This window comes from Domibacillus sp. 8LH, assembly GCF_038806185.1.
GTDB lineage: Bacteria > Bacillota > Bacilli > Bacillales > Domibacillaceae > Domibacillus > Domibacillus indicus_A.
The window spans coordinates 589,462-615,702 of record NZ_JAVJNG010000002.1 but is presented as its reverse complement, the minus strand read 5'-3'; the positions used below and the strand labels follow the sequence as shown (position 1 = coordinate 615,702).

Annotated in this window: 24 protein-coding genes, 1 tRNA gene and 1 other RNA gene; 4 read left to right on the top strand and 22 right to left on the bottom strand. The window is 45.1% G+C overall.

The genetic code is table 11. The annotated features are described in order from the left end of the window. Positions 1 to 277 precede the first annotated feature (277 nt). The 3 genes from RG959_RS06420 to RG959_RS06410 all read left to right on the top strand — a co-directional run bounded on the left by RG959_RS06420 (position 278) and on the right by RG959_RS06410 (position 4,217). Positions 278 to 604: a MerR family transcriptional regulator gene (locus RG959_RS06420; protein ID WP_242231824.1), complete on the top strand. Its 327-nt coding sequence runs from the start codon at positions 278 to 280 to the stop codon at positions 602 to 604. Between the two features lie 122 nt (positions 605 to 726). Continuing rightward, positions 727 to 2,217: a sensor domain-containing diguanylate cyclase gene (locus tag RG959_RS06415; protein WP_342796408.1), complete on the top strand. Its 1,491-nt coding sequence runs from the start codon at positions 727 to 729 to the stop codon at positions 2,215 to 2,217. A gap of 149 nt (positions 2,218 to 2,366) precedes the next feature. Then, entirely contained in the window at positions 2,367 to 4,217 is a 1,851-nt protein-coding gene (locus RG959_RS06410; RefSeq protein ID WP_342796407.1) for a polysaccharide biosynthesis protein, read from the top strand. Between the two features lie 19 nt (positions 4,218 to 4,236). Here RG959_RS06410 and RG959_RS06405 read toward each other — a convergent pair whose 3' ends face one another. From RG959_RS06405 to clpP, 15 genes are all read right to left on the bottom strand, one after another. After that, the gene (locus RG959_RS06405; protein ID WP_342796406.1) at positions 4,237 to 4,923 is read right to left on the bottom strand and encodes an acetyltransferase; all 687 of its coding nucleotides are present in this window, start codon (positions 4,921 to 4,923) and stop codon (positions 4,237 to 4,239) included. A gap of 125 nt (positions 4,924 to 5,048) precedes the next feature. Then, positions 5,049 to 5,410: a transfer-messenger RNA gene (gene ssrA, locus RG959_RS06400) on the bottom strand. 118 nt (positions 5,411 to 5,528) lie between these two features. Beyond that, a complete protein-coding gene (smpB, locus tag RG959_RS06395; RefSeq protein ID WP_046174343.1) occupies positions 5,529 to 5,996 on the bottom strand; it encodes an SsrA-binding protein SmpB in 468 nt (155 codons plus the stop codon). Between the two features lie 18 nt (positions 5,997 to 6,014). Continuing rightward, a complete protein-coding gene (gene rnr / locus RG959_RS06390) occupies positions 6,015 to 8,375 on the bottom strand; it encodes a ribonuclease R (protein ID WP_342796405.1) in 2,361 nt (786 codons plus the stop codon). 25 nt (positions 8,376 to 8,400) lie between these two features. After that, positions 8,401 to 9,147: an alpha/beta hydrolase gene (locus RG959_RS06385; protein WP_251270010.1), complete on the bottom strand. Its 747-nt coding sequence runs from the start codon at positions 9,145 to 9,147 to the stop codon at positions 8,401 to 8,403. 81 nt (positions 9,148 to 9,228) lie between these two features. Continuing rightward, positions 9,229 to 9,465 carry a preprotein translocase subunit SecG gene (gene secG / locus RG959_RS06380; RefSeq protein ID WP_251270011.1) on the bottom strand — a complete coding sequence of 79 codons (237 nt, stop codon included), beginning with the start codon at positions 9,463 to 9,465 and terminating at the stop codon, positions 9,229 to 9,231. 102 nt (positions 9,466 to 9,567) lie between these two features. Further along, positions 9,568 to 10,863 (bottom strand): phosphopyruvate hydratase, encoded by a 1,296-nt coding sequence (gene eno / locus RG959_RS06375; protein WP_242231831.1) that lies wholly within the window; start codon positions 10,861 to 10,863, stop codon positions 9,568 to 9,570. A gap of 15 nt (positions 10,864 to 10,878) precedes the next feature. Then, positions 10,879 to 12,414: a 2,3-bisphosphoglycerate-independent phosphoglycerate mutase gene (gene gpmI, locus RG959_RS06370; RefSeq protein WP_342796404.1), complete on the bottom strand. Its 1,536-nt coding sequence runs from the start codon at positions 12,412 to 12,414 to the stop codon at positions 10,879 to 10,881. Continuing rightward, a complete protein-coding gene (tpiA, locus tag RG959_RS06365) occupies positions 12,407 to 13,168 on the bottom strand; it encodes a triose-phosphate isomerase (protein WP_342796403.1) in 762 nt (253 codons plus the stop codon). Before tpiA ends, gpmI begins: the two co-directional genes overlap by 8 nt. 29 nt (positions 13,169 to 13,197) lie before the next feature. Further along, positions 13,198 to 14,379: a phosphoglycerate kinase gene (locus RG959_RS06360; protein WP_342796402.1), complete on the bottom strand. Its 1,182-nt coding sequence runs from the start codon at positions 14,377 to 14,379 to the stop codon at positions 13,198 to 13,200. Positions 14,380 to 14,592: 213 nt separating this feature from the next. Continuing rightward, on the bottom strand, positions 14,593 to 15,600 hold the full coding sequence (gap, locus tag RG959_RS06355) for a type I glyceraldehyde-3-phosphate dehydrogenase (RefSeq protein WP_309091092.1): 1,008 nt from the start codon (positions 15,598 to 15,600) through the stop codon (positions 14,593 to 14,595). Positions 15,601 to 15,667: 67 nt separating this feature from the next. Continuing rightward, the gene (locus RG959_RS06350) at positions 15,668 to 16,699 is read right to left on the bottom strand and encodes a sugar-binding transcriptional regulator (RefSeq protein WP_251270016.1); all 1,032 of its coding nucleotides are present in this window, start codon (positions 16,697 to 16,699) and stop codon (positions 15,668 to 15,670) included. A gap of 154 nt (positions 16,700 to 16,853) precedes the next feature. Further along, positions 16,854 to 17,099, bottom strand: a complete 246-nt coding sequence (locus RG959_RS06345) for a glutaredoxin family protein (protein WP_342796401.1) — start codon at positions 17,097 to 17,099, stop codon at positions 16,854 to 16,856. Between the two features lie 10 nt (positions 17,100 to 17,109). Then, positions 17,110 to 18,441, bottom strand: a complete 1,332-nt coding sequence (gene rpoN, locus RG959_RS06340; RefSeq protein WP_342796400.1) for an RNA polymerase factor sigma-54 — start codon at positions 18,439 to 18,441, stop codon at positions 17,110 to 17,112. Between the two features lie 79 nt (positions 18,442 to 18,520). Next, positions 18,521 to 19,147, bottom strand: a complete 627-nt coding sequence (gene clpP, locus RG959_RS06335; RefSeq protein ID WP_342796435.1) for an ATP-dependent Clp endopeptidase proteolytic subunit ClpP — start codon at positions 19,145 to 19,147, stop codon at positions 18,521 to 18,523. 202 nt (positions 19,148 to 19,349) lie between these two features. Here clpP and RG959_RS06330 point away from each other — a divergent pair. Next, positions 19,350 to 19,421 (top strand) — tRNA-Arg (locus RG959_RS06330). Between the two features lie 187 nt (positions 19,422 to 19,608). Here the strand turns inward: RG959_RS06330 and RG959_RS06325 are convergent. The 7 genes from RG959_RS06325 to RG959_RS06295 form a co-directional block, all read right to left on the bottom strand. Next, the gene (locus RG959_RS06325) at positions 19,609 to 19,872 is read right to left on the bottom strand and encodes an HPr family phosphocarrier protein (RefSeq protein WP_309091100.1); all 264 of its coding nucleotides are present in this window, start codon (positions 19,870 to 19,872) and stop codon (positions 19,609 to 19,611) included. A gap of 15 nt (positions 19,873 to 19,887) precedes the next feature. Continuing rightward, a complete protein-coding gene (whiA, locus tag RG959_RS06320; protein ID WP_342796399.1) occupies positions 19,888 to 20,841 on the bottom strand; it encodes a DNA-binding protein WhiA in 954 nt (317 codons plus the stop codon). 28 nt (positions 20,842 to 20,869) lie between these two features. Next, entirely contained in the window at positions 20,870 to 21,829 is a 960-nt protein-coding gene (locus tag RG959_RS06315) for a gluconeogenesis factor YvcK family protein (RefSeq protein WP_342796398.1), read from the bottom strand. Then, positions 21,826 to 22,707 carry an RNase adapter RapZ gene (gene rapZ / locus RG959_RS06310; protein WP_242231842.1) on the bottom strand — a complete coding sequence of 294 codons (882 nt, stop codon included), beginning with the start codon at positions 22,705 to 22,707 and terminating at the stop codon, positions 21,826 to 21,828. The genes RG959_RS06315 and rapZ overlap by 4 nt, the downstream gene beginning before the upstream one ends. Positions 22,708 to 22,727: 20 nt before the next feature. After that, a complete protein-coding gene (locus tag RG959_RS06305; RefSeq protein WP_309091106.1) occupies positions 22,728 to 23,186 on the bottom strand; it encodes an NUDIX hydrolase in 459 nt (152 codons plus the stop codon). Between the two features lie 421 nt (positions 23,187 to 23,607). Further along, a complete protein-coding gene (trxB, locus tag RG959_RS06300) occupies positions 23,608 to 24,561 on the bottom strand; it encodes a thioredoxin-disulfide reductase (protein ID WP_251270024.1) in 954 nt (317 codons plus the stop codon). Between the two features lie 100 nt (positions 24,562 to 24,661). After that, complete coding sequence (locus RG959_RS06295) at positions 24,662 to 26,173, bottom strand: tetratricopeptide repeat protein (protein WP_251270025.1); 1,512 nt, start codon at positions 26,171 to 26,173, stop codon at positions 24,662 to 24,664. Between the last annotated feature and the right edge of the window lie 68 nt (positions 26,174 to 26,241).

Sequence of the window (26,241 nt, the reverse complement as noted above, 5' to 3'; positions counted from 1 at the left end):
ATATGAAACCGATCCGGGTTAATTTTTAATATTTCTTCAATAGACCGGACACCGGCCATCCCATTTCCGATTAGTACGATTTTCTCTTTTGTCATCTGAACATCCTCCTTGGTGGCTGTTGATAGTGTTGATTATAGGAGAATTAAAAGAAGTAGTCACAATAAATGTTATATAATCTTACATAAAAATTAATTGTTAGAAAATATCACATATAATCATTACATAAATTCACATTCTGATATATAATAGTACAGGTAATCCATTTCGAGGTGATTCCATGACAGATGAAGAGAAAAGCTATAAGACGAAAAAGGTTATTACAATTGGAATTGTGAGCGAGTTAACCGGCTTGTCTGAACGCCAGATTCGCTATTATGAAGAACGCCAGCTTATTTTCCCTGACCGCTCAGAAAGAGGCACGCGAAAATACTCCTTTGGCGACGTGGAAACACTGATGGATATTGCCAACCAAATGGAAGATGGTGTCCGGACATTTGAAATCAGGCAGGAAATGAAGAAAAGACCAGATCAAGACAAATTAAAACGAAGCATGATCAAAGGCCAGCTGAATGCACGGTTCGGTATTCAAAACAAGTTCAAATGAAAAATCCCGGAATCTTCATCCTCCGGGATTTTTCATTTGAAAAGCTCATTTAAGAGAGCGCTGAATTCATTCGGAGGCCCTATAAAGCTATGGTAAAATGCAAGTAAAAAAGGATTTATACTATGAAGAAAGATACATGGAGCGCTCTCTTTCAACCTGATCGGCCTGAAGATAAGCAGTTCTGCCACGAGCACGGTGAAATGCTGTTCGCCAGGCTTCGGTTTGTTCGTTTAATGGTTGTCCTGTCTTACCCGCTTTATTTGGCTTTGGATCTTTACTTTTTGTCAACGGGAGAAAAGAGATTAAACTTGGGTATTCTCGCTTTTTTACATTTTCTTTCGTTCTTTATGTCGCTCACCTTTTTGCTGGTCCGTAAGCGGCTGATCCAGCGCCAGCAGTCTGGCAGGAGGGGTATGCTGCATTATGTATATAGCTATTTTTGTTTTTATATTTTCATTGGCGCGTCCGGATCGTTAAACAGCCAATTTTTGACCGGCAATATTTACGCGTATTTAATTATTTTACTGGCAGCTTCTGTGATTTTTCCGATCCCCCCCAAAAAATCCGCAGTCATGCTGGCCAGCATCCATGTTTTGTTTCTAGCCGGATTAATGAAAATTGGCGGTTTTTCACTTACATCTATTATGAATATGATTAATTCGACCGCCGCAGCCGGCATTGCTTTTTTTCTATCGTCCACCTTTTATTTCTACCGAAAAAAAGAGATGAAAAGCCAGCAGCAGCTTCAAACAAATGAAAAAACATTTCGCCTTTTATTTGATTTAAATCCGCATCCACTCATTCTAGCACGGCTTTCTAATTATCAGATTATCCTTTTTAATCAGCGGGCATCTGCGTATTACGAAGGAACTCAGCTGCACGATAAAGGCGCTGGCCTTCTTTTTAAAAATTCGTATGAGGAGCAGAATATCGTTGATGTTTTACAGGAGAAAGGAAGCATCAAAGGATATTTGACGCCGCATTTTGATCCGACAAAAAAAGATATTTGGATTATGCTGAGTGTGGAATTAGTTGATTATTTGCAGGAACCGTGCCTGCTAATCGGAACAACGGATGTAACGAGCTTTAAAGCGGAAGAAGAAAAACTATCGGCGCATGCCTTTTTGGATGAACTGACAGGTATTATGAACAGACGAAAAGGGCTGAATGTCCTTTCCAGCCTGATGAACAGCCGCCAGGCCCAGCCCTTTACACTCTGCTACATTGATATTAACGGATTAAAAACCGTTAATGACCGTTACAGCCATAATAAAGGTGACCATTTTATTAAAGAGATCTGCCGGGCAATTCAAAAATCTCTGCGTGAAGAAGATCTTTTATTTCGAATGGGCGGGGATGAGTTTGTTATTCTTTTTCCCAATCAGCCGCCGGGAGCGGCCGATCAAGCCTGGAATGCTATTCAATTAGAGTTTGCCCGCACCAACCAGGTCTCCCGGCAGCCGTACAAATTGTCGGCCAGTCACGGCATCTGCTATTACCACCCCGGCATGACTATTTCTCTTGAAGAGCTGCTTGAAATGGCTGATCAGGAAATGTATAAAGAAAAAAGAAGCCGGCGTCACAAGCCCTATACTCCTTCTTTCCAAAAATAACAAAAAATCAAACGAAGAACAGTAATGTTTTCGTTTGATTTTTATTTAACAGCCTGGTTTCCTCCCTTTGTTTTACCGATTTTCTCACACCTTATTCCATAAACTCATATAAAGTAAAGAGCTAAAAAGTATGGGATGGAGGCTTTGGTGTGAGCCGAACGAAACGATATGCTCTGGCGCTTTTCATGGATTTCGGGATTCTTTTTCTTTCTGTTGCGCTTTCCTGCTTTGTTTTCTATGAAAACGGCAGAGGGCTTACATTTTCCCAACTGGCATACATCTTCGCCTTGTTTTGGGTGGTACTGACGATTGGATTTCATCTTTTTCACCATTATCGCCACTTATGGCGTTTTGCTAGCATGGGGGAATCAAAGGTCATTGGAAAAAGCTTCACATTTGCCTTCGTAACAGGCGGCATGCTGCATCTTCTTTTTTCGGAGTGGGGGGTAACCACCCTGCCGTTTTCTTTTCTTTTTATAACTTGGACTGTTTCTCTGGCAGCCTTTTTATTTTCACGGCTGATTTTATGGTCTATAAATGAAAACAAGGGCATTCCCAATAAAAATGGAAAGCGGACACTTATTATCGGCGCGGGCAATGCGGGTATTTTAGTCGTGAAAGAGTTAAAAAAATCGACGGACCCTTTTTTATATCCCGTTGCTTTTATTGACGATGACCCTGAAAAAATTGGCCTGCACGTCCGGAATATGCCGGTTGCCGGCACAACCGGTGAGATTGAACGGGTCATTGAGCAGTTTCATATTGAAACAGCCATTATCGCCATTCCATCTGCTTCCGGAAGCGATATTACCCGAATCGTAAAAAGCTGTCAAAAATGCGGCGTCACTGTCCGGATTCTACCGCGTATTACAGATATTATTAATGGCCGCGTTACATTGAGTATGATTCGTGAGGTCAACGTGGAAGATTTACTTGGACGCCCGCCGATCCAGCTGGATGTTCTCGGCATTTCTCATTATGTACAGGATAAAACAGTGCTGATTACCGGAGCGGGCGGTTCGATCGGCTCTGAAATCTGCCGGCAGATTTCTTCATTTCATCCGAAAAGAGTTCTTCTGCTTGGCCACGGTGAAAACAGCGTATATGCAATCGAAAAAGAACTTGAGCAGCTTTATCCTTACCTTCCCATCCAGGCACTAATTGGCGACATTCAGGATAAAAACCGGCTTAAACATATTTTTTCCACTTACCGCCCGCAGGTTGTCTTTCATGCCGCTGCACACAAGCATGTCCCTTTAATGGAACACAATCCGACGGAAGCCGTTAAAAATAACATCTTCGGCACGAAAAATCTGGCGGAATGTGCCGGTCAGTATGAAGTTGAAACGTACGTTCAAATTTCCACAGACAAAGCAGTGAACCCAACGAGCGTAATGGGTGCTACAAAACGGGTAGCCGAACTTATTATTCAAACATTGAATCAGCAGAGTAAAACGAACTTTGTCGCGGTCCGGTTCGGAAACGTACTGGGAAGCAGAGGCAGTGTAGTTCCTTTATTTAAAAAACAAATTCAAAACGGCGGTCCGGTTACAGTCACGCACCGGGATATGACCCGTTATTTTATGACGATTCCCGAAGCCGTACAGCTTGTCATTCAAGCAGGGGCGCTTGCAAAAGGCGGCGAGATTTTCATTTTGGATATGGGCAAACCGGTTAAGATCAGCGAACTGGCCCGTAACTTAATTACCTTATCAGGACTGACACCAGGCAAAGATATCGAGATCCGCTATACAGGTATGCGCCCGGGGGAAAAACTGTACGAAGAACTTTTTACAACAGAAGAAGGCCACACGGCTTCCAAGCATGAATTGATCTACATAGCCAGAACAACGAACGTATCAAAGATCGACCTGCCATTCTGGCTGAACCAGCTGGAACAGCTTGTTTACGAACCAGGAAACGAAGAAACCGATACGGCAATCAAATCCGTTTTAAAAGAAATCGTTCCTTCTTATCAGATTGATTTCTTTTTTTCATAACAAAATAAACTTCCCATCTTTATGATAAGTAACTGTCTTCTTGCTTTCTTGTTCGAATTACTTTAGCGGGAGTACCATATGCAACCCCGTACGGACCAATGCTTTGCAGCACCGTTGATCCAGCTCCAATAACGGTATGCTCTCCGATACTCACTGAGTGAATGACCTTGGCTCCAAGCGATACAACTGCACTATTTCCCGCTTTAACATTCCTGCCCAGCACCGCACCCGGAGCAATGCTGACAAAGTCACTAAGTATGCAGTCATGATCAACTGAGGAGTTTGTATTAATAATAGAATGCTCTCCTATAATTGTATTTCGGTTAATAACCGCACCTGCCATCACAACCGTACCATCTCCTATTTTGACATTGCTGCTGATGCAGGCCGATGGGTGTACGATGGAAACAAAAGAAAAGTCAGGGACGAGTTTGCGAATGGTTTCAACCGTTTTTTTCCGTGTCCAATTGTCCTCGATCGCCACAATACCTCCGCACACCTGTTTGCCCAATTTCAGCAAATTGGAATCTGTCCCTACTATCCGATATCCGTATATACTCGTATTAACGGGACGAATCGTATCAATAATTCCATATATAGCGTATTTTCTTTCTTTTTCAATAGCATCAATAATGACGCTCGCATGTCCACCTGAACCGATGATGATGATTTTTTTCACACCAATCACCTCGCATTGTTTTACCAATGTATGCCGGCCTCTCGACTATATGCGCTTTGTCTTTGCCAATACAAGACAGGGTTGCTTTTCCCAAAACAAAAAAAGCCTTGCGAATACTTCGCAAGGCTTTTATAGATAGGTGCTCCATACAAGTATGGAGACGGCGGGAGTCGAACCCGCGTCCAAAGATAACGGCACCTGAGCGTCTACGGGCGTAGCTGCACTATTTCGGTCTCGCCGGCCCAACTGCCGCACAGCAGGCGTTTGGATCGGCCAGCCTGATTAGTCTCTTCTCTCATCCCCAGGCGGAGGAATTGAGCGTAGTCCGCTTAAAGTGAGCCCCTTACCCGACTGCACGGACAACAGCGGGAGGAGCACAGGCTAACCTAAATTAGGCAGCTTGTAGTTGAGTTTGTTGTTTGCCAGTTATTATAGGCAAGTGCGTTTTGACAGAGCCGACCCTCTGGCCCGCAGCCCAGGCTCGAACTACCCCTGTCGAATCCGTAACGTCCCCGGATTAGATTTGAACAGGATGTTCTGGCTTATGCTAAGAACATTTCCTGACAAAGTAGTATCAAAGCATAGCTGCTTCATCGTGACAGAATCTATCATACCACAAACAAACTAGTTATTCAACCCTTTTGACGATCACGGAAGGCGCGCTCAATATCGCGTTTTGCTTCTTTCTGCTTTAAATCTTCGCGTTTATCATATTTCTTTTTCCCTTTTGCAAGGCCAATTAACAATTTTGCATATCCGTCTTTTAAATAGAGTTTTAAAGGAACGATCGAGTAGCCTGCTTCTTTCGTTTCACCGATCAACGTATTAATTTGCTTCCGGTGCAGAAGAAGCTTTCGCGTACGGAGCGGTTCATGGTTATGAATATTTCCCTGCTCGTACGGGCTGATATGCATATTGTGAACGAACAGTTCGCCATTTCGAATGCGGGCGAATGAATCTTTTAAATTCACTCGTCCCGCCCGGATTGCTTTAATTTCGGTTCCTAAAAGCACAAGACCCGCTTCATATGTTTCTTCAATAAAGTAATCGTGGCGCGCTTTTTTATTTTGCGCGACCACTTTTCCTTCTCCCTTTGGCATTGGCTCATCCCTACTTTCTTACTTGCGTTTCTTTTTCTTCGCAATTCCTTCGTAAAATTTACGTTTTTTCTTTTTTTTCGGCGGCTGGTTCGACCATTCGCCGCCCTCTTTCACATCTGGACGCGCCGGCGTTCTCGACGGTCTGTCTTCCCGTTTAATGGCTTGTGCTTTCTTGCCGCGGCCGCGCGGCTTTTTATCCGCTTTGCCCTCTATTCCAGCTGGACGCTGGCGCTGTTTTTTCATGCCCACGATTTCAAAATCGACAGACTGTTCGTCTTTATTTACATCACGCACACGGACGGTAATTTCGTCCCCAATGCGGAAGACGTTTCCGGTCCGCTCACCGATCATAGCAAAGTGGCGTTCATCATAACGATAATAATCATCTGTCATATACGAAACGTGAATCAGACCCTCAATCGTGTTTTCAAGCGCCACAAACATACCGAAGTTGGTAACAGAGCTGATAACCCCATCATACTCTTCACCAATTTTATCAAGCATAAATTCTGCTTTTTTCAGCTCGTCTGTATCGCGTTCTGCATCAACAGCCCGGCGTTCCATGCTGGATGTGTGATCAGCGATTTCCGGAAGGCGCGCATCCCACTTTTCCCGTGTTTGCGGCGTAAGATCACCGTTGACTAAATACGTACGAATTAAACGATGGACAATCAAATCCGGATACCGGCGGATTGGCGAGGTGAAATGCGTGTAAAATTCTGCTGCAAGCCCAAAATGCCCTAAGCTGTTCGCATTATATTTTGCCTGCTGCATGGACCGAAGCATAACAGTAGAAATAACTGTTTCTTCCGGCGTGTCTTTCACGTTTTCAATAATTTCCTGCAGGGCACGCGGATGAACAGAATTCGCTGTCCCTTTCACATTCAAGCCAAAATTCGTCAAAAACTCAAAAAAGCGCTGCAATTTATCTTCCTTCGGATCTTCGTGAATCCGGTATATAAACGGAACATCCATCCAGTGAAAATGCTCTGCTACCGTTTCATTCGCCGCCAGCATAAATTCTTCAATCAGTTTTTCGCCGACGGAACGTTCCCGAATGACCACATCAGTCGGATGCCCATCTTCATCTACAAGCACTTTCGCTTCCCTGAAATCAAAGTCAATGGCACCCCGGTCCGTGCGCTTTTGGCGTAAAATGGCCGCCAGGTCTTCCATTCGCTCAAACATCGGCACAAGTGCTTCGTACTTAGCGCGCAATGCTTCATCTTTATCAACCAAAATCCGGTTTACATCTGAATAAGTCATTCGTTCTGTCGTTCGGATGACGCTGTCAAAGATTTCATGGCTGACTACTTCACCAGATGCGTTAATTTCCATTTCACACGACATTGTTAAACGGTCTACTTTAGGGTTCAATGAGCAGATGCCATTGGACAAGCGGTGTGGAATCATCGGGATTACCCGGTCCACTAAATAAACACTTGTACCACGCTCATAGGCTTCCCGGTCAATCGGGGAGTTTTCGGTTACGTAGTGGCTGACGTCGGCAATGTGAACACCGAGCTTATAGTTGCCATTCTCAAGCTTGGTTACCGTGACCGCATCATCGAGGTCTTTTGCGTCCGCTCCATCAATTGTCACGATGACTTCATCGCGAAGATCCCGGCGGTTCGCGATATCTTTCGGATCAATTTCATCCGGCACCGCATTCGCCTGCTCCAGCACTTCTTCCGGAAACTCCTGCGGCAGGCCGTGTTTATAAATAATCGACATAATATCGACGCCAGGATCGTTCTTATGCCCGATAATTTCTTTTACTTCGCCTTCTGCCGCCTGGCGCCCTTCCGGCCAGCGTGTGATATGGACAACGACTTTGTGGCCGTCAATCGCACCGGCTGTTTTTTCTTTTGGAATAAAAATATCAGCGGTGAATTTTTTATCGTCTGTTTCCACAAAGCCAAAGCTTTTTTTGTCGATGAACGTACCGACAATGTCCGTCTGGCCGCGTTCTAAAATACGGACAACAGTACCTTCCCGGCGTGTCCCGCTCTGGTCTTCTTTCGTTACACGGACAAGCGCCGTGTCGCCGTTTAAGGCTCCATTTGTTTCATGCGGCGGAATGAATACATCATCCATTCCCTGCTCATCCGGCAGCAGGAAAGCAAACCCTTTTGCATGTCCGGAAATCTTTCCGCGCACAAGGTTCATTTTCTCCGGCAGGCCGTATCGGTTTGCTCGCGTCCGCACGACTAAACCGCGCTCTTCCATGTACACGAGCGACTTAACAAAGTCGCGAAACCCTTCCGAGCCTTCAATGCCAAGCACTTCTTCAAGCTCCTGCACTGTGAGCGGCTTGTACGATTCTTCTTTCATATACGTCAATAATCGATCGACGATTTTCTCTATGTGCTGGTCCATCTGGAACCCGCCTCCTTTTGCGAAGTTACACGGTCCAGTCAAGCGTTTGGAGAAAGGCAAGAATATCTGCATGCAGCTGCTCTTTTTCCTTATCCAGTGTAATCACATGACCGGACTCTTCGTACCACTTCAATTGTTTTTCGTCTGTTTCCACGCCTTCAAAAATCACATTGGCGCTGTTGGTATCAATCATTTTGTCGTTGCGTGCCTGAACAACAAAAACCGGTGCATAAATGTGGTCAATATGGCTGCGTACATCTTGTACAAGCTCACGAAGCGCCGCCAGCGTATTCATCGGTGTTTGTTTAAAGGCTTCTATTTCTTTTTCAATAACATCAGCGGATTTCCCTTCAAATTTCTTGAACCCGCGTGCGTATTCCACAACCCCATTGTACATCGTCTGCTCATCTTTCATCGACATTGGGGCACACATTGGAATAATACCCTTTACAGGTTTAGTATAACCGAGTTTCAATGCAAAAACACCGCCGAGCGACAGTCCGCATACCGCAATTTCTTCATAGCCAAGATTCAGCAGATGCTGATAGCCTTCCTCCACATCCTTCCACCAGTCTTCAGGACCTGTTTTCACTAGTTCTTCAGGCGGAACCGCATGTCCTTTATAGTGTGGTGCATGTGATGTATACCCATTTTTCTCAAGAAAACGGCCGATCATGCGCACGTCAGATGAATTTCCAGTAAAGCCGTGTAAAAGTAAAACAGCCCGTTTTCCCGCTTCGAATGTAAATGGAGTTGGCAGTGTTAATTTCATGTGAGTCAATTCCTTTCTTTTTTCGGATGATGAAGGCTTTGGGGCATAAAAAAAAGCGATTCAGCCGAATCGCCTTTTTTATTATAAACCAAAGTAAGAAAGCGCAATTGTTAAAACAAAAAACAGAACAGACAAAATCACTGTCAAACGATGCAGCACCAGGTCAATCCCGCGCGCTTTCTGTTTTCCAAACAATTGCTCCGCACCGCCGGAAATCGCGCCAGAAAGCCCTGAGCTTTTCCCAGACTGCAGCAAAACAACCGCAATAAGCGCAATTGCTACAATCACGAGCAGTACAATAAGCACTGTATGCAACATATTTTTACCTCCATCAAAGACGAACCTATAGATGAGTGAATTATATCATACTTTCTGCACACGCGCAAAAAAGCCCGGCGGCCGCCGGGCTTTCGTTTGTTCTTATTTTTTCAAGTTGTAGAATGTGTCGTTGCCAAGGTATTGAGCAAGTTCACCCAGGTTGTCTTCAATGCGAAGAAGCTGGTTGTATTTTGCTACGCGATCCGTACGTGACGGTGCACCTGTTTTAATTTGACCAGCGTTTGTTGCAACTGCGATATCAGCAATTGTTGCATCTTCTGTTTCACCAGAACGGTGAGAGATAACCGCTGTATAGCCAGCGCGTTTTGCCATTTCGATTGCATCAAATGTTTCAGTTAATGTACCGATTTGGTTTACTTTGATTAGAATAGAGTTACCTACGCCGTTTTTAATACCTTCTGAAAGCTTTTTCGTGTTTGTAACGAACAAGTCATCACCAACAAGCTGTACACGATCGCCAAGGCGCTCAGTAAGCAATTTGTGGCCTTCCCAGTCGTTTTCATCCAAACCATCTTCGATTGAAACGATTGGGTATTTGTTTGCCATTTCTTCGTACCAGTCAACCATTTCTGCAGATGTTTTCACAACGCCTTCGCCAGAAAGGTGGTATTTGCCGTCTTCTTTGTTGTAGAACTCAGAAGAAGCAGCGTCCATTGCCAATTTAACTTCTTCGCCTGGTTTGTAGCCAGCACGTTCGATTGCTTCGATAATTGTTTGAAGAGCTTCTTCGTTTGAACCAAGGTTTGGCGCGAAACCACCTTCGTCACCAACTGCTGTGTTCAAGCCTTTTTCATGAAGAACCGCTTTTAAGTTATGGAAAATTTCTGCTCCCGTACGAAGCGCTTCTTTGAATGTAGGCGCGCCAACAGGCATGATCATGAATTCCTGGATATCAACGTTGTTATCCGCATGCTCACCGCCGTTTACGATGTTCATCATTGGAACAGGAAGCTGCTTGCCGTTTACGCCGCCAAGGTATTCATAAAGGTATACACCATGGTAGTCAGCTGCTGCATGTGCAACGGCCATAGATACACCAAGGATTGCATTTGCGCCTAGTTTGCCTTTGTTTTCTGTGCCGTCAAGCTCGATCATCGCTTTGTCGATACCGATTTGATCTGTAACAACGTAGCTGCCTACGATTTCTGGAGCGATTACTTCGTTTACGTTTTTAACAGCCTGCTCAACACCTTTGCCAAGGTAGCGGCCTTTGTCGCCATCACGAAGTTCTACTGCTTCGTATTCACCTGTTGATGCACCAGATGGAACAAGTGCGCGGCCAAATGCACCGGACTCTGTGTATACTTCTACTTCGATTGTTGGGTTTCCACGTGAATCAAGTACTTCGCGTGCATATACGTCTGTAATTACTGGCATTGTTTATTCTCTCCCTTAATGGTTAATTAATGTTTTTCCAGTCATTTCAACTGGCTGTTCAAGGTTTAATAGATCAAGCATCGTTGGCGCCAAATCGCCGAGGATTCCTCCATCGCGCAGTGTGATGCCTTCTTTTGTGACAATAACCGGAACCGGGTTCGTTGTGTGAGCCGTCATTGGATTGCCTTCTACGGTTACAACTTCATCAGCGTTACCGTGATCAGCGGTAATAATCGCTGTGCCGCCTTTTGCCAGGATCAAGTCTACAACCCGTCCCAGGCACTCATCTACTACTTCAACTGCTTTAATCGTCGGTTCTAAAAGTCCTGAGTGGCCAACCATGTCTGGATTTGCAAAGTTCAGGATGATCGCATCCTGTTTGTCGCCTTCGATTTCGGCAAGTAACGCGTCCGTTACTTCATATGCGCTCATCTCTGGCTGCAAATCGTATGTTGCCACTTTCGGTGAGTTTACCAAGATTCGTTTTTCACCAGGAAATTCCCCTTCACGGCCGCCGCTCATAAAGAACGTAACGTGCGGGTATTTTTCCGTTTCCGCAATGCGAAGCTGGCGAAGATTGTTGTTGGCTAATACTTCCCCGACAGTATTTGATAAATCTGTTTTGTTATACGCGATAACGCCTTTAACTGTTTCCGAATATGGTGTCATGCAGACGAAGAACAAGTCTTTAGGACGGAATTCGCCACGATCGAATCCCATAAAGTCTTCGTTTGTAAACACATTCGCTAACTGAATCGCCCGGTCAGGACGGAAGTTAAAGAAAATTACGGCGTCGTTATCTTGAACTTTCGCAATTGGCTTACCGTTTTTATCGGTGATGACAGCCGGTACAAAAAATTCATCGACAACGTCCGCTGCGTAAGAGGCTTCAAGTGCTTCAAGCGGATCATCAAACTTTGGTGCATCGTTTTGCGCAATTGCATCATATGCTTTTTGAACACGATCCCAGCGGTTATCGCGGTCCATTGCATAATAGCGTCCAGAAATTGTCGCAAACTGTCCAACACCAAGCTCATCCATTTTCGCTTGTACATCTTCAATGTAGCCTTTTGCTGTTTTAGGTCCAACATCGCGGCCGTCCAGAAAAGCGTGAACATACACTTTTTCAAGACCCTGCCGTTTTGCAAACTCAAGCAGCGCTTTTAAATGATCAATATGGCTATGTACGCCACCATCAGACAGAAGCCCAAACAAATGAAGAGCTGTTCCGTTTTTCTTCGCATGCTCAGCTGCTTTTACGAACTGCTCATTTTCAAAGAATTCACCTTCACGAATCGCAATGTTAATTCTTGTTAAGCTTTGGTATACAATCCGCCCAGCACCAATATTCATATGACCTACTTCCGAGTTGCCCATTTGGCCCTCTGGAAGACCTACTGCTTCCCCGCTTGCCGTAAGCTGTGCATGAGGGAATTGATTCCAGTAGCGGTCAAAATTTGGCTTATTGGCCTGCGCGACCGCATTACCGCTCGTTTCAGCCCGGCAGGCGAACCCGTCGAGAATAATGAGCGCAACCGGTCCTTTAGCCATTGTTTACAGCCTCCAAAAGAGCAAGGTATGATGCCGCATCCAAGCTTGCGCCGCCGACAAGTGCGCCGTCGATATCCGGCTGTGCCATATATTCTGCAATGTTTTCAGGTTTTACACTGCCGCCGTATTGGATACGGACAGAATCAGCTGCTTTGTCTGAATAAAGGCTGCGAACTGTTTCACGGATTTCTGCACACACTTCGTTTGCATCGCTTGATGAAGACGATTTGCCTGTGCCGATTGCCCAGATTGGCTCATAAGCAATAACAGAGCTGCTTACTTGCTCTTCTGATAAGCCTTCAAGTGCTGCTTTAACTTGACCTGAAACAAATGCATTTGTTTCGCCTGCTTCACGCTGTTCAAGCGTTTCACCGCAGCAAATGATTGGTGTCATGCCATGGTTAAAGATCGCTTTTGCTTTTTTATTTACAGACTCGTCTGTTTCGTTGAACATTTCACGGCGCTCTGAATGGCCGATGATCACATATTCAACTCCAAGGTCCGCAAGTGCTTTCGGACTGATTTCACCTGTGAAGGCTCCGTTGTCTTCAAAGTGAGCGTTTTGTGCACTGATTTTCACATCTGTTCCTTTTACCGCTTCAACAAGCTGTCCAAGGAACAAAGCAGGCGCACCAATTACGCTGTCCACTTGTTCTGATGATGGTACTTTTCCTTTTACATCGTTTGCGAACTCAATTGCTTCGCTAAGCGTTTTATTCATTTTCCAGTTTCCTGCAATGATCGGTCTACGCATGAATAAATCTCCCTTCTGCTGCTTCAAAATTACTTATCGTCAAGCGCTGTAACGCCTGGAAGTTCTTTACCTTCCATAAACTCAAGGCTCGCGCCTCCGCCTGTTGAAATGTGGCTCATTTTGTCCGCAAGGTCGAATTTTTCAACCGCTGCTGCTGAATCGCCGCCGCCAATAACAGAATACGCATCAGAATCAGCGAGTGCTTGTGCCACACCTCTTGTTCCTTTTGCAAACTTATCAAGTTCAAATACACCCATTGGGCCGTTCCAAATGACAAGTTTTGAGCTTTTAATGGTTTCTGCATACAATTCAATCGTTTTCGGACCGATATCAAGTGCTTCCCAGTCAGCTGGAATTTGATCGATTGGTACAATTTTTGTGTTTGCATGTTCACCAAAATCATCTGCTACAGTAACATCAACCGGCATCAAGAATTTCACGCCTTTTTCTTCGGCTTTTTTCATAAATTCTTTTGCCAGATCCATTTTGTCTTCTTCTAAAAGAGATTTTCCGATTTCATGGCCAAGAGCTTTTACAAATGTGTACGCAAGACCGCCGCCAATGATCAAGTTATCTACTTTATCAAGCAGGTGATCAATCACACCGATTTTGTCTCTTACTTTCGCTCCGCCGACGATCGCTGTAAACGGACGATCTGGCTCAGACAACGCTTTTCCAAGCACATCCAATTCTTTTTGCATCAACAAGCCAGAAGCAGATGGAAGAAGATGAGCAATTCCCTCTGTAGAAGCATGAGCACGGTGAGCCGCACCAAACGCGTCATTTACATAGATGTCTGCAAGCGAAGCAAATTCTTTTGCCAGCTCTGGATCATTCTTTTCTTCGCCCGGATAGAAACGAACGTTTTCAAGAAGAAGAATGTCGCCTTCTTTCATGCCAGAAATCGCTTCTTTCACACTGTCGCCGTAAGCTTCATCCACTTTGGCGATTTGTTTGCCTGTAAGCTCAGCCAAGCGGCGTCCAGCTTCTGTCAGGCGCATCTCTTCGTTTACTTCTCCTTTTGGACGGCCAAGGTGGCTTGCCAGAAGGACGATGGCTCCCTGTTCAGACAAATACTCAATTGTCGGAATCGCGGCACGGATACGTGTATCATCCGTAATTTTGCCATCTTTCATTGGAACGTTGAAGTCAACGCGGCAAAAAACGCGTTTACCTTTCAAGTCCAAATCTTTAATTGTCTTTTTGTTCATCAAGAAGACCTCCCAGTGTAATTGAAAAGCGAAAGCTAAGCGTGCAGCATTCTGCCGACATCGTTCGACGCTGCCTTTAGCAGCGGAACAGATAACGGCTTACACACAAAAAAAGGGAGCGGGGATTGTATCCCGCTCCCCGTTTCACCTTTTTATTATAGATGGTGAACTGTTGATTTCCAAGTTATAGCTTGAAAAACAGCGTTTTTTGAATTAAAGACCTTTTGCAGCGATGTATTGAGCAAGGTCAACAACGCGGTTTGAGTAGCCGTTCTCATTATCGTACCAAGAAAGAACTTTTACCATGTTGCCTTCCATAACCATCGTTGAAAGAGCATCGATTGTTGAAGAAGCTGGTGAGCCATTGTAATCAGATGATACAAGTGGAAGCTCAGTGTAAGCAAGAATACCTTTAAGGTCGCCTTCAGCTGCTGTTTTTAGCGCTTCGTTTACTTCTTCAGCTGTTACATCTTGCTTCAATTCTGCTACAAGGTCAACTACAGAAACGTTTGGTGTTGGAACACGCATTGCCATACCGTTTAGTTTGCCTTTCAATTCAGGAAGCACAAGAGAAACGGCTTTCGCTGCACCTGTAGAAGTTGGGATCATGTTTTCTGCTGCTGCACGTGCACGACGGTAGTCAGAGTGCGGCAGGTCAAGAATTTGCTGGTCATTTGTGTAAGAGTGAACAGTTGTCATCATACCGCGAACGATGCCGAATTTTTCGTTCAACACTTTTGCAAATGGAGCCAAGCAGTTTGTTGTACAAGATGCATTTGAAATAACTTGGTGGTTCGCTGCATCGTATTTATCTTCGTTAACACCCATAACAATTGTGATATCTTCATCAGATGCCGGAGCAGAGATGATGACTTTTTTCGCGCCGCCTTCAAGGTGTTTCGCTGCGTCTGCACGTTTTGTGAAACGGCCAGTTGATTCAACAACTACTTCTGCACCGTTAGCTGCCCAAGGAATTTGCGCTGGATCGCGTTCAGCTGTTACTTTTACGCGCTCGCCGTTTACAACGATTGTATCGCCGTCAACTGTTACGTCCGCGTCAAGTGTGCCGTGAACTGTATCGTATTTTAAAAGGTGTGCAAGCATATTTGCATCTGTAAGGTCGTTGATTGCTACAACATCAACTTCCGGATTTTTAAGTGCTGCGCGGAATACGTTACGTCCAATACGTCCAAAACCATTAATACCAATTTTTACTGCCATGAGTGATTTCCTCCTCGAAATTGTTTATCAAACCGCCAGTTCAAATGAGAACTGCCGGATGTTCGCGTTAAGATAGGTCTTCAAGCAATTCTCTTGCGGCTGCTTCATCTGTCACTAAAATATCGAGCTTTGGTGATCCGTTTAAATATGAACGAATCGCTTTGCCTTTTGATGCGCCGCCTGCCGCCGCAATTACGACTTTGGCATGCTGCAGATCATCCAGTTTCAAACCGATTGTTGATAGCTTCTGAATCACTTCGCCTTCTTTGTTGAAATAGTAGCCGAATGCTTCTGCTACTGCTTCATTTTGTTCCAGCATCGCAAGTTCCGCTTCTGGTGTTTTGCGGCGCTTTGCCATCGAGATCGCATTCCCGACGCCATGGAGAACAATGTCTGCAGACTGGATCATGCTGACTGCTTCTTTAATCGCCGGCTCCTGAAGAAGAGATTCACGCACGTCAGGGCTGATTCGCTCTGGCGCGTACAACACACGGTGTGACCCGTTTGTATTCTGTGCCATTAATGCAGCGATCGTGTTGGCTTCATTGCGGACATCATCCCCAATACCACCCCGCGCCGGCACAAATAATACTTGTTTCCCTTCTGCAAAATCCGGTTTCATCGTTCTTGCTGCTTCCGCCATTGTCGAGCCGCCTGTTACAGCGATGATAGTTTTACCGCTGAGCCTGCTCTTTATGCGGCTTACGCACGCCTCACCGATTGCTTTTTTCACGAATGCCGATTCATCACAATTGCCAGGCACAATAACAGCTTCCGATAAATTGTAGCGGGCCTTCAGCTCTTCGGCCATTGAATCAATGCCTTTAAGCTCGAGCATCAGCTCTTCCAGCTCCCTCACCACATCCATACCCGTTTCTGTTAATTTCATGCCTGATGCACTGAAATCGAGCAGTCCGCGCTCTTTTAAAAACTCCGCTTCGCTTCTTACAACACGTTCCGTCATGCTCAGTGACTGGGCAAGCGTACGTCTGCCAGCTGTCCCGGCAATTCGAACCGCCTGCAAAAGACGATAGCGTTTTTGCATAATGTCAAGCAGGTCCGGTACGAGCTGCTGTTGAATATTTAAGATCGGTTTCATATCCCGCGCTCCTCTTCGGTCTTTGGGTTCTCTTTCGTCCCAGTTGAAACTTTTAATGTCCCACCCCGGCGAAAAAAATTTTTCCCTGCTTACAAATTCATTGTAGCAGGGCATTATTTAAAAATCAACGAAAAGAGCTCGTTATTTTTTTAAATTATTCGTTAACTCTTTGTTTCAGTTGTGTTAAAAGAGAGAGGCGTTCCACGTGGCCATAAGCCATAAGCTCTCCTCCCATTTCAACAACCGGAATCATTAATCCGTATTTTTCTGTCCATTCATCTTTTGTATCAATGTTTCGTTCAAGCACCTCTATATTCAATTCCTGCGCGATGGGGACGACAACCTTTTTAGCGTCGTCACACAAATGGCAGCCTGGTCTTGTATAAAAATAAATCGTCATATGATCGCTCTTATTCATATCTTTTGCGCTTTGCTGAAGATGGTATATTTAATTGTTCTCTGTATTTGGCGACTGTTCTTCTTGAAACAGCCATCCCTTCTTTTAAAAGCGCAGAACAAATAGCCTGGTCAGACAGCGGCTTTTTCTTGTCTTCCGCTGAGACGAGCGCTTGAATACGTATTTTCACCTGGTTGGAAGAGGCCGTTTCGCCTTCTTCTGAGGAAGCAGCCATACCGGATGGGAAAAAGGTTTTTAATTCGTATGTGCCAAACGGAGTCTGCATGTACTTCCCCCGTACGGTCCGGCTTACGGTTGATTCATGAATGCTCAGCTCTTCAGCAATGTCTTTCATCGTAAGCGGCTGCAGGGAGCCCGGTCCGTCAAAGAAAAAACGGCGCTGCTTTTCTACAATTTTAAGTCCTACCCGCTGTATGGTCTGCTGTCTTTGCTCAAGGCTTCTCATAAGCCACTGATAGTCTTTTTCTTTTTCTTTTATAAACCGCTTCACTTCTTTGTCCGCGTGTGAAGCCAATTCATTAAAATATTCTTTTTCAAAAATAACTTTCGGTAAATCGTCATCATAAAGATGGACTTCTATGGTCTCTCCGCTAACGGTTACCGCTACATCAGGCTGCACATAGCAGGAAGATCCGTTTCCGAAAGAAGCACCCGGCTTTGGATTTAACGTTCGAATAAAATCAGCCGCCTGCTGAATGTCCTTTAGTTCAACACCAAGCTTTTTGGCGAGCGGCTTCCATGTTTTATTGGCAAACTCGATAAAATGACTGCGAAGAATCGTCTCTGCTAAAAAAGGTGCATCCAGGCGCCGTTCCACCTGGAGAAGAAGACATTCCTGCAAACTGCCGGCTCCGATTCCTGCCGGCTCCATCCACTTGATCATATCGAGTACCAATTGGACTTCGTCTTTATTCTCTCCCATCAAGACGGCTGCTTCCTTGCTATCAATCGTCATATAGCCGTTTTCGTCCATGTTATCTAATAAAAAACGAAGAATCCGTTTTTGTTTATCGGTTAATTCTTTCAACTGAAATTGAGCCTGCACATAATCCGTGATGGTATAAGAAGAATCCGCAATGTGCTCGATCCAGTTTTTATCATCTGCCGCTTTTGCTCCTGACTGGGCACGTTCTTTTTTATGAAGCGCTTTCAATGAAGGCGTTTCTAATTGAATAAACGGGTTCTCGACGGCCTTTGTTTCCAAAAACGCTGCCAGCTCCTGCGCTGAATATTGAAGCAATGTAATGGCCTGCGTTAATTCCTGCGTCATGGCCAGCTTCATCGTCTGCTGCTGCCAGAGTCCCGGCTTCATTTGCATGTTCATCCCATCTCCCCCTTACCGCTATTATACAGATTAGCGGCATGAAAAAAAAGACCCGCTGCAGCAGGTCTTTTGAAATTCCTTATTTTTCTTCTTTGTTTATAACTTCATTACGTGTAACGATATGGTCTACAAGGCCATATTCTTTCGCACGATCCGCTGTCATAAAATTATCGCGGTCTGTATCGCGTGCAATGACTTCAAGCGGCTGACCAGTTCTCTCTGACAAGATGCCGTTTAATTTCTCACGAAGGAATAGAATACGCTTCGCTGCGATTTCGATTTCTGTTGCCTGGCCCTGCGCTCCGCCAAGCGGCTGGTGAATCATGACTTCACTGTTCGGAAGAGCGTAACGCTTGCCTGGTGTACCTGCAGCAAGAAGGAAAGCCCCCATGGAAGCAGCCATACCGATACAGATCGTCTGTACATTCGGTTTAATAAACTGCATCGTATCGTAGATCGCCATACCAGCTGTGATACTGCCGCCCGGGCTGTTGATGTAGATAGAAATATCTTTTTCTGGGTTTTCCGCTTCAAGGAACAAAAGCTGAGCTACGATTGAGTTTGCCACATTATCATCAATGCCGCTTCCAAGCATAATAATGCGGTCTTTCAACAAACGGGAATAAATGTCATACGCGCGTTCACCGCGGTTTGTTTGTTCAATAACTGTAGGAATTAAATTCATACTGTGGTTCCTCCTTTGGATAATAGCTTTATTGTTTAACCATCATACAATCCAAGGTCAGTGAAGGTCAAACATTATGCTTTTGTTTATGTACGTTTTCTTCTTTTCCCTTTCAAAATCCTGCTAAACGAAACTGTTTTTCTTTCTGCAAATATTTTTTCGAATTTCTATTGCATTTATTCAAACCTTACTCTATAATATTAAATTGTACCGTAAATCACATGTCCTCGTGGTGCAACGGATAGCACGCAAGCCTCCGAAGCTTGAAATGCAGGTTCGATTCCTGCCGAGGACGTCCCAAAAACCAGCGGCTTATTCTTTAAGCTGCTGGTTTTTTATTTTTCTTTTTCATCTATGACAGGGTTAAGATTTGAGCAGCCTGACCCGTCATCCGCTCTTTTGGTATATCAATCATCCTTCTGTAATGCAGCTTCTGTCTATTGTGCAAAAAAAGCGCCCTGCCGAATTGGCAGGGCGCTTTTTTATATCCATTCTTCCCGTTCGATGAGTGAGACCATTTTTTCGACTGCTTCCTCGCTGTCGCGGCCTTCTGCGCTGATTGTCACTTCTTCTCCGGTGTTCAAAGCAATGCTCATGATCCCCATAATGCTTTTCGCATTATATTTTCTTCCGTCTTTCTCAAGAAAAATTTCTGAATGAAAGCGAGCTGCTTCCTGTACAAAAAGAGCAGCCGGTCTTGCCTGTAAACCAGATTTTAATTGTACATGTACTGTTTTTTCTGCCATGTTGCCACATCCTTTTTATTTCTCGGCTGCCGCCATTTCACCGGCCCGGATCTTATCTGCTATTTCGTCAATTTTGCGCAGACGGTGGTTAATGCCTGATTTGCTGATTGCTGCGCCTGATACCATTTCTCCAAGCTCTTTTAATGTTACATCTTGATGAAGAACCCGCAGCTCTGCAATTTCACGCAGCCGGTCTGGCAAAATACCGAGACCGACCGTTTGATCAATAAACTTTATATTTTCGACCTGGCGCAAAGCCGCCCCGATCGTTTTGTTCAAATTCGCTGTTTCACAGTTTACAAGACGGTTGACGGAGTTTCTCATGTCTCGGACAATCCGCACGTCCTCAAACCGCATGAGCGCGCTGTGCGCTCCTACAATACTAAAGAAATCAGAAATTTTTTCTGCTTCTTTTAAATACGTAATAAATCCTTTTTTTCGTTCGAGCGTTTTCGCATTCAAGCTAAATTCATTCATTAAAGTGCATAACGCTTTATTATGCTCCTGATATAAAGAAAAAATCTCCAAATGGTAAGAGGAGGTTTCCGGATTGTTGACCGAGCCCCCCGCTAAAAAAGCGCCGCGCAGATACGCACGCTGGCAGCAATTTTTTTCCGTTATCCGTGAAGCAATATGATGAATAAACGAAAAGCCGTCTTCGATAATGCCCAAGTCGTCCAATATAACTTGTGCATTTTCCTTTAACCGCACAATATAGACATTGTTTTTCTTTAACCGCATTTTTTTGCGGACCAGCAGTTCAACCGCCGCGTCGTAATTTCTTTTAATTAATACATAAATGCGCCGGGCAATGGCCGCATTTTCCGTTTGAATGTTTACAACAAGCTGCCGGTTTGAAAACGACAGGGAGCCATTCATTCGGATCAGGGCAGATAGCTCTGCTTTCGCGCAGCATCCGCTTGTTTCAATCGTCGTTAACTCTTTTTTTGTTTCCGATGCAAAAGACACCATCATCCACTCCTCTCTTGATACCCGCTTACCGTTTTGGGATGAGGCGCACAAGTATTTCAGCGACTTTGGCTGTATCATGGCGGATTGTAGAGTTCTCGAATGTCAGAATGTCATCAAAAATGGCATCCAGCCCGAGCCCCCGCAGCCTTTCTACGTCATACACGACCGGTTTCGCCATTTCTTCTTTGTACAGTTCCTGTATGTCTGCCGGAACGGGTTCCTTATTTACTAAAATCGTGTCCATCGCCGAGCAGTTCAAGTGATCATAGATCGCCTGGACATGATCTGATGCTGTAAAATCAAGGGTTTCCCCTGCCTGTGTCATTAAATTGCAGATATACACTTTTTTTGCCTTTGAAGCACAAACTTCTTCCCCTATTCCAGGCACAAGCAAATTCGGCAGAATACTTGTATATAAACTTCCTGGACCAAGAATAATCATATCTGCTTCCCGAATAGAACGGATCGTTTCCGGAAGCGGCTCAATGTGCTCCGGTGTTAAAAACACCCGGCGGATTTTTTTGCCGGAATAGGGGATTTTAGATTCACCGGACACAACCGTCCCGTCTTCCATCTCCGCATGAAGCACAACGCTTTGATTGGCAGCCGGAAGCACTTTTCCCCGAACATTGAGCACCCGGCTCATTTCCTGAATCGCATGCCCGAAATCGCCTGTAATCGAAGAAAGTGCGGCAATCATTAAATTGCCAAGGGCGTGCCCTGACAATTCATTGTTCGTTGTAAACCGATGCTGAAACAAAGACTCTACGAGCGGCTCTACATCGGAAAGCGCCGCCAGCACATTGCGAATATCACCAGGCGGCGGAATGTTTAGTTCGGACCGGAGCCTCCCAGAACTGCCCCCGTCATCTGCTACAGTGACAATAGCGGTAAGGTCAATCGGATGGCGCTTAAGCCCCCGAAGCAGGACTGAAAGACCTGTCCCCCCGCCGATTATGACAACTTTCGGCTGACGGGACGTCATGCTTTTGCGGCCTTTCTCTTGTCAATGTCACGGTGTGTCACGCGCGTTTGATACCCGTCTGCAAAGTAATTAGCCAAATACTCTGCTAAAGCGACAGACCGGTGCTGTCCGCCGGTACAGCCAATGGCAATTACCAGCTGTGATTTGCCTTCCATTTTATAATGCGGCAGCATAAAGGTCAGCAAATCGGTCACTTTTTCTAAAAACTTCTGTGTGTCATTCCATTTCATCACATATTCAGCCACGTCTGTTTCAAGTCCTGTGCGTGGACGCATGTGCTCAATATAGTGCGGATTCGGCAAGAAACGAACATCAAAAACAAGATCCGCGTCAATCGGAAGGCCATGCTTAAAGCCGAACGACATAACATTTACCGTAAAAGACGCCTGTTTATTTGGTGAAAACTCTCTCATAATATTTTCACGCAAATCCTTCGGCTTCATTTGGGATGTATTTAAAATCATATTTGCACGGCCACGCAGGTCGTTTAACAGCTCACGCTCCTGATGAATGCCGTCAAGCGGGCGATCATCACGCGACAGAGGATGCGTACGGCGTGTTTCTTTATACCGGCGCACCAATACTTCATCTTCTGCATCTAAAAATAACACCCTTGGTGCCGTGTTTAATGTTTCGGCCGCTTCATCAAGAGCGGTTTGCAGGTGGTCAAAAAATTCACGCCCGCGCATGTCCATAACGATGGCTACTTTTTTTAACTTTTGCCCCGAATCTTTCATCAGCGTTAAAAACGGCTGCAGGAGTGTTGGCGGCAAATTGTCCATACAATAAAAGCCAAGATCCTCAAAGCTTTGAACGGCCACCGTTTTACCAGCTCCAGACATTCCTGTAATAATTACAAGCTGTACATCATTCGCCATTGTTAGTCCCCTCTCTTCCATCAGCTTGGGTCCAGTCGATACGAGATCAACTCAAAATCAGGTGTATATGTAAAGGCTCCATAAAGCAGGCCGGTCCCATGCACCATATATTCAAGCAGATGGCGGTCTCCTTCTGCCATCGGCAGTTCTTTTAATTCTTCAACCGGCTTCCAGTGCAAATCGCCTTCCCGCGTGTGAGTCAGCGGACTGCCATCGGCCTGGTCTGCAAAAAAAGTGAACATCATCCATTCATCCATCACTTTTTCGCCATCTTTAATAATAAATGTGAAGATTCCTTTTACATTCGGGTTGCGCAAATATAAACCTGTTTCCTCCCGATACTCTCGAATCACTGCATCCCGTACGGATTCACCAGGCTCCATTTTGCCTCCTGGCGCCACCCACCAATTGCGGCGGGGCTTTTGCATTAATAAAACCTGCCCATCTCTCATCAGTACACAATTTGTGACACGCTGCACAATAACACCCCCGTCAAACTGCCAACAGATATTTCCTTCATTATACGGTGACAGCCGAATAAGTGCAACGCTGCCGGGTGTTTTTTATAAGAAAAGCGCAGGGCGCCAGCCCAGCCGCGACAAGCATAAGGCGGAGTGGGCCGGTGGCGCCTTTTGCCACATAGCCGCTCTGACTTATGACCTCGAGCCGTCGGCGCCCGGTACTGGACATGGTTAGAAATTTTTCACAACACTGGATCAAAAGTTAAAACCGCCGCGTCCTGCGGCAACGCTTTTGTGACCCACGTCTTGTGGGCCTCAAAAAAAAGCGCCTGGTACTGAGTACCAGGCGCGTGTAAAAAAGCTGCAGGGGGCAGTTTGATTACATCTTTACTATACCACCCTTATATTTCAAAACGATGACGAGAACGTAAAGAAAAGGTTACGCTTTTACACCGAGTTCTTCTTTTAATTCTTCTACGAAATGCTGGGCTGCTTGGGCAGCAATACTTCCATCTCCCGTAGCTGTAACGATTTGACGAAGCATTTTTTCGCGTACGTCACCGGCTGCGTAAATGCCAGGAATTTTCGTTTCCATTTTCTCATTCGTTACAATGTAGCCTTCATCATTTGTGATGCCCAGGCTTTCAAATGGCTTTGTCAGCGGCACCATACCGATGTAAATAAATACACCATCTGCCGGGAATGGGCGCTCTTCACCCGTTTTAGTTGAAACAAGCGTTACGCTGCCAACTTTCCCATCTTTTTCGTTAATTTCTTTTACTGTGTGGCTCCAGACAAAGTCTACTTTTTCATTCGCAAAAGCGCGATCCTGCAAAATCTTTTGTGCGCGCAGTTCATCGCGGCGGTGAACAATCGTTACTTTTTTCGCAAAGCGTGTTAAATAAACGCCTTCTTCAACGGCAGAGTCTCCGCCGCCCACAACAACAAGTTCTTTTTCTTTAAAGAACGCGCCGTCACATACTGCACAATATGACACACCGCGGCCGCCTAGTTCATTTTCACCCGGCACGCCGATTTTTTTGTATTGTGCACCTGTTGTAATAATGATTGCACGTGCTTTATACTGCTTCGAACCTGCATTAACGGTTTTATATTCCTTGCCGTCTGTAATGGATTTGATATCGCCGTATGCGTATTCAGCACCGAATTTTTTCGCGTGATCAAACATTTTTGTTGAAAGCTCAGGCCCTAGAATATGGTCATAGCCTGGGTAGTTTTCTACTTCTTCCGTATTGGCCATTTGCCCGCCCGGTACACCGCGCTCGATCATGAGCGTAGAAAGGTTAGCCCGGGATGTATACACAGCTGCCGTCATCCCTGCAGGACCGGCACCGATAATAATGACATCATAAATTTTTTCTTCAGCTGTCATAGTTGATTCTCCTTTATGATCAAAATAAATACCCTCAAGTGTATAAGTAAGATGTTACTTTCATCGTACTGAAATTCCTTTATTCCGTCTATTATTCTGCTCAAAGCAGGTGTTCACGAATAAATTTAGCGTACTTTTGTACCGTTGAAACAGACACGCTATATTTTTCCCCCGCTTCCGATTGACTAAACGGTTCATTGCGCAGTTTGCGCCATACGTATTCTACTGCAGCGGCAAGACCGGCTGGCTTCGTCATATTTGCTTTTTGATATTGCAGTTCCAGGAAAATAGAGAACCACATTAAAAACAATCCTGCTTCCTGTGAGCCAAGTGGCCGGAAATGACGGTATAAAACAAGAGCCGTTTCATGGGCAAGACGCGTATTCATTTCACTTAAAAGCGTATGATCGATCGGCATGCCAAGGATGTCCGCCAGATAAATTTTTTCGTATGGCTGCAGCGTTTCAATGTCACAAAACTTCGGATGCGTCATGATTTCTTTATGATCGGCCGCTAACGAAAGCAGGAAAATGCCGAACAATCGCTCTTCATCCCGTTTCCCATTTAAATAGCCGATAATCGCTTCCGGATCACGTTCTATTTCACTTTCTGCTCTTCCAGCTCCCCACGGCTCAAGTCCCTCTTTTTCCGGATTATCCTGCAATACTTTTTTCCAGGCCGAGCGTGCGGTTTGCGGATGGTCTGTGTGGTGGGCCGCATAGGAAAGCCAGTAGTAAAACCCGGCATCTCCCTCAAACCCGCTTTTCTGGAGTTTTTTCAGCCAGCGGTAAGCCTCTTTATATCGTCCAATCAGGGCAAAGGTAGCACCGATTTTAAATTGCTGATCTGGGATAAGCGGCTGAATTTTCGCCAGCTGGTCTGCTAAATCGTTCAGTTGTTCCTGCTTTTTTTCATAAAAGTAAAACACGATTTTATTACAGATGGCATGTAAGTTGCCCGGGTTGCGCTCAAGTACATCCTCAAGCACCCCGTATGCTTTTTCTGATTGTCCAAGATAAAAATAGGCCAGTGCAAGATTATTGTATGCTGCCCAGAAATCCGGGTACTTCTTAACTGTTTCTTCTAAGTGTTCCGCCGCTTTGGCAAAATGTCCGCTTTCAAGCAGGAATCGTGATTTTTCCTGCATTTCAATCATCTCATCCTGTTCGGATAAATCCTCGAACTCTTCTTCATGATCGAGCGTAATCAAATCGAGCAGGTCTTCCGCATCTTCCCGGTACTCCCCGTGCTCAGCTAAATCCAAATACATTTGTGCATGGCGAAAGGCTTCTTTAAACGAACCGAGATGTGCATAATTGTTCGCAAGGAAATAATGACACTCCGTCATGTGCGGATCCAAGTCATCCAGTACAAAATGAAGCAGGCCGTTTGATTGCTCATAATGCCCAAGCTCCGTTTCCACAATGGCGAGCTGACAAGCAATAATAGGTTCCAGCGGCTCAAGATCCATGGCACGCGAAAGGTATTTTTTTGCTTTCGGCAGCTCTCTTTTTTCAAGCGCCTTCATGCCTTTTATATAATAAAACTCTCCTGTCGGAAAAAATGAGACAACATTCTCTTTCTGTTTCCGGCGCATTGAGTCATTTCCCATGAAAATCCTCCGTACGTTCTGTATGATTAACTTATGTAGTATAGCATACGTACCAGCAGAAAAACAGA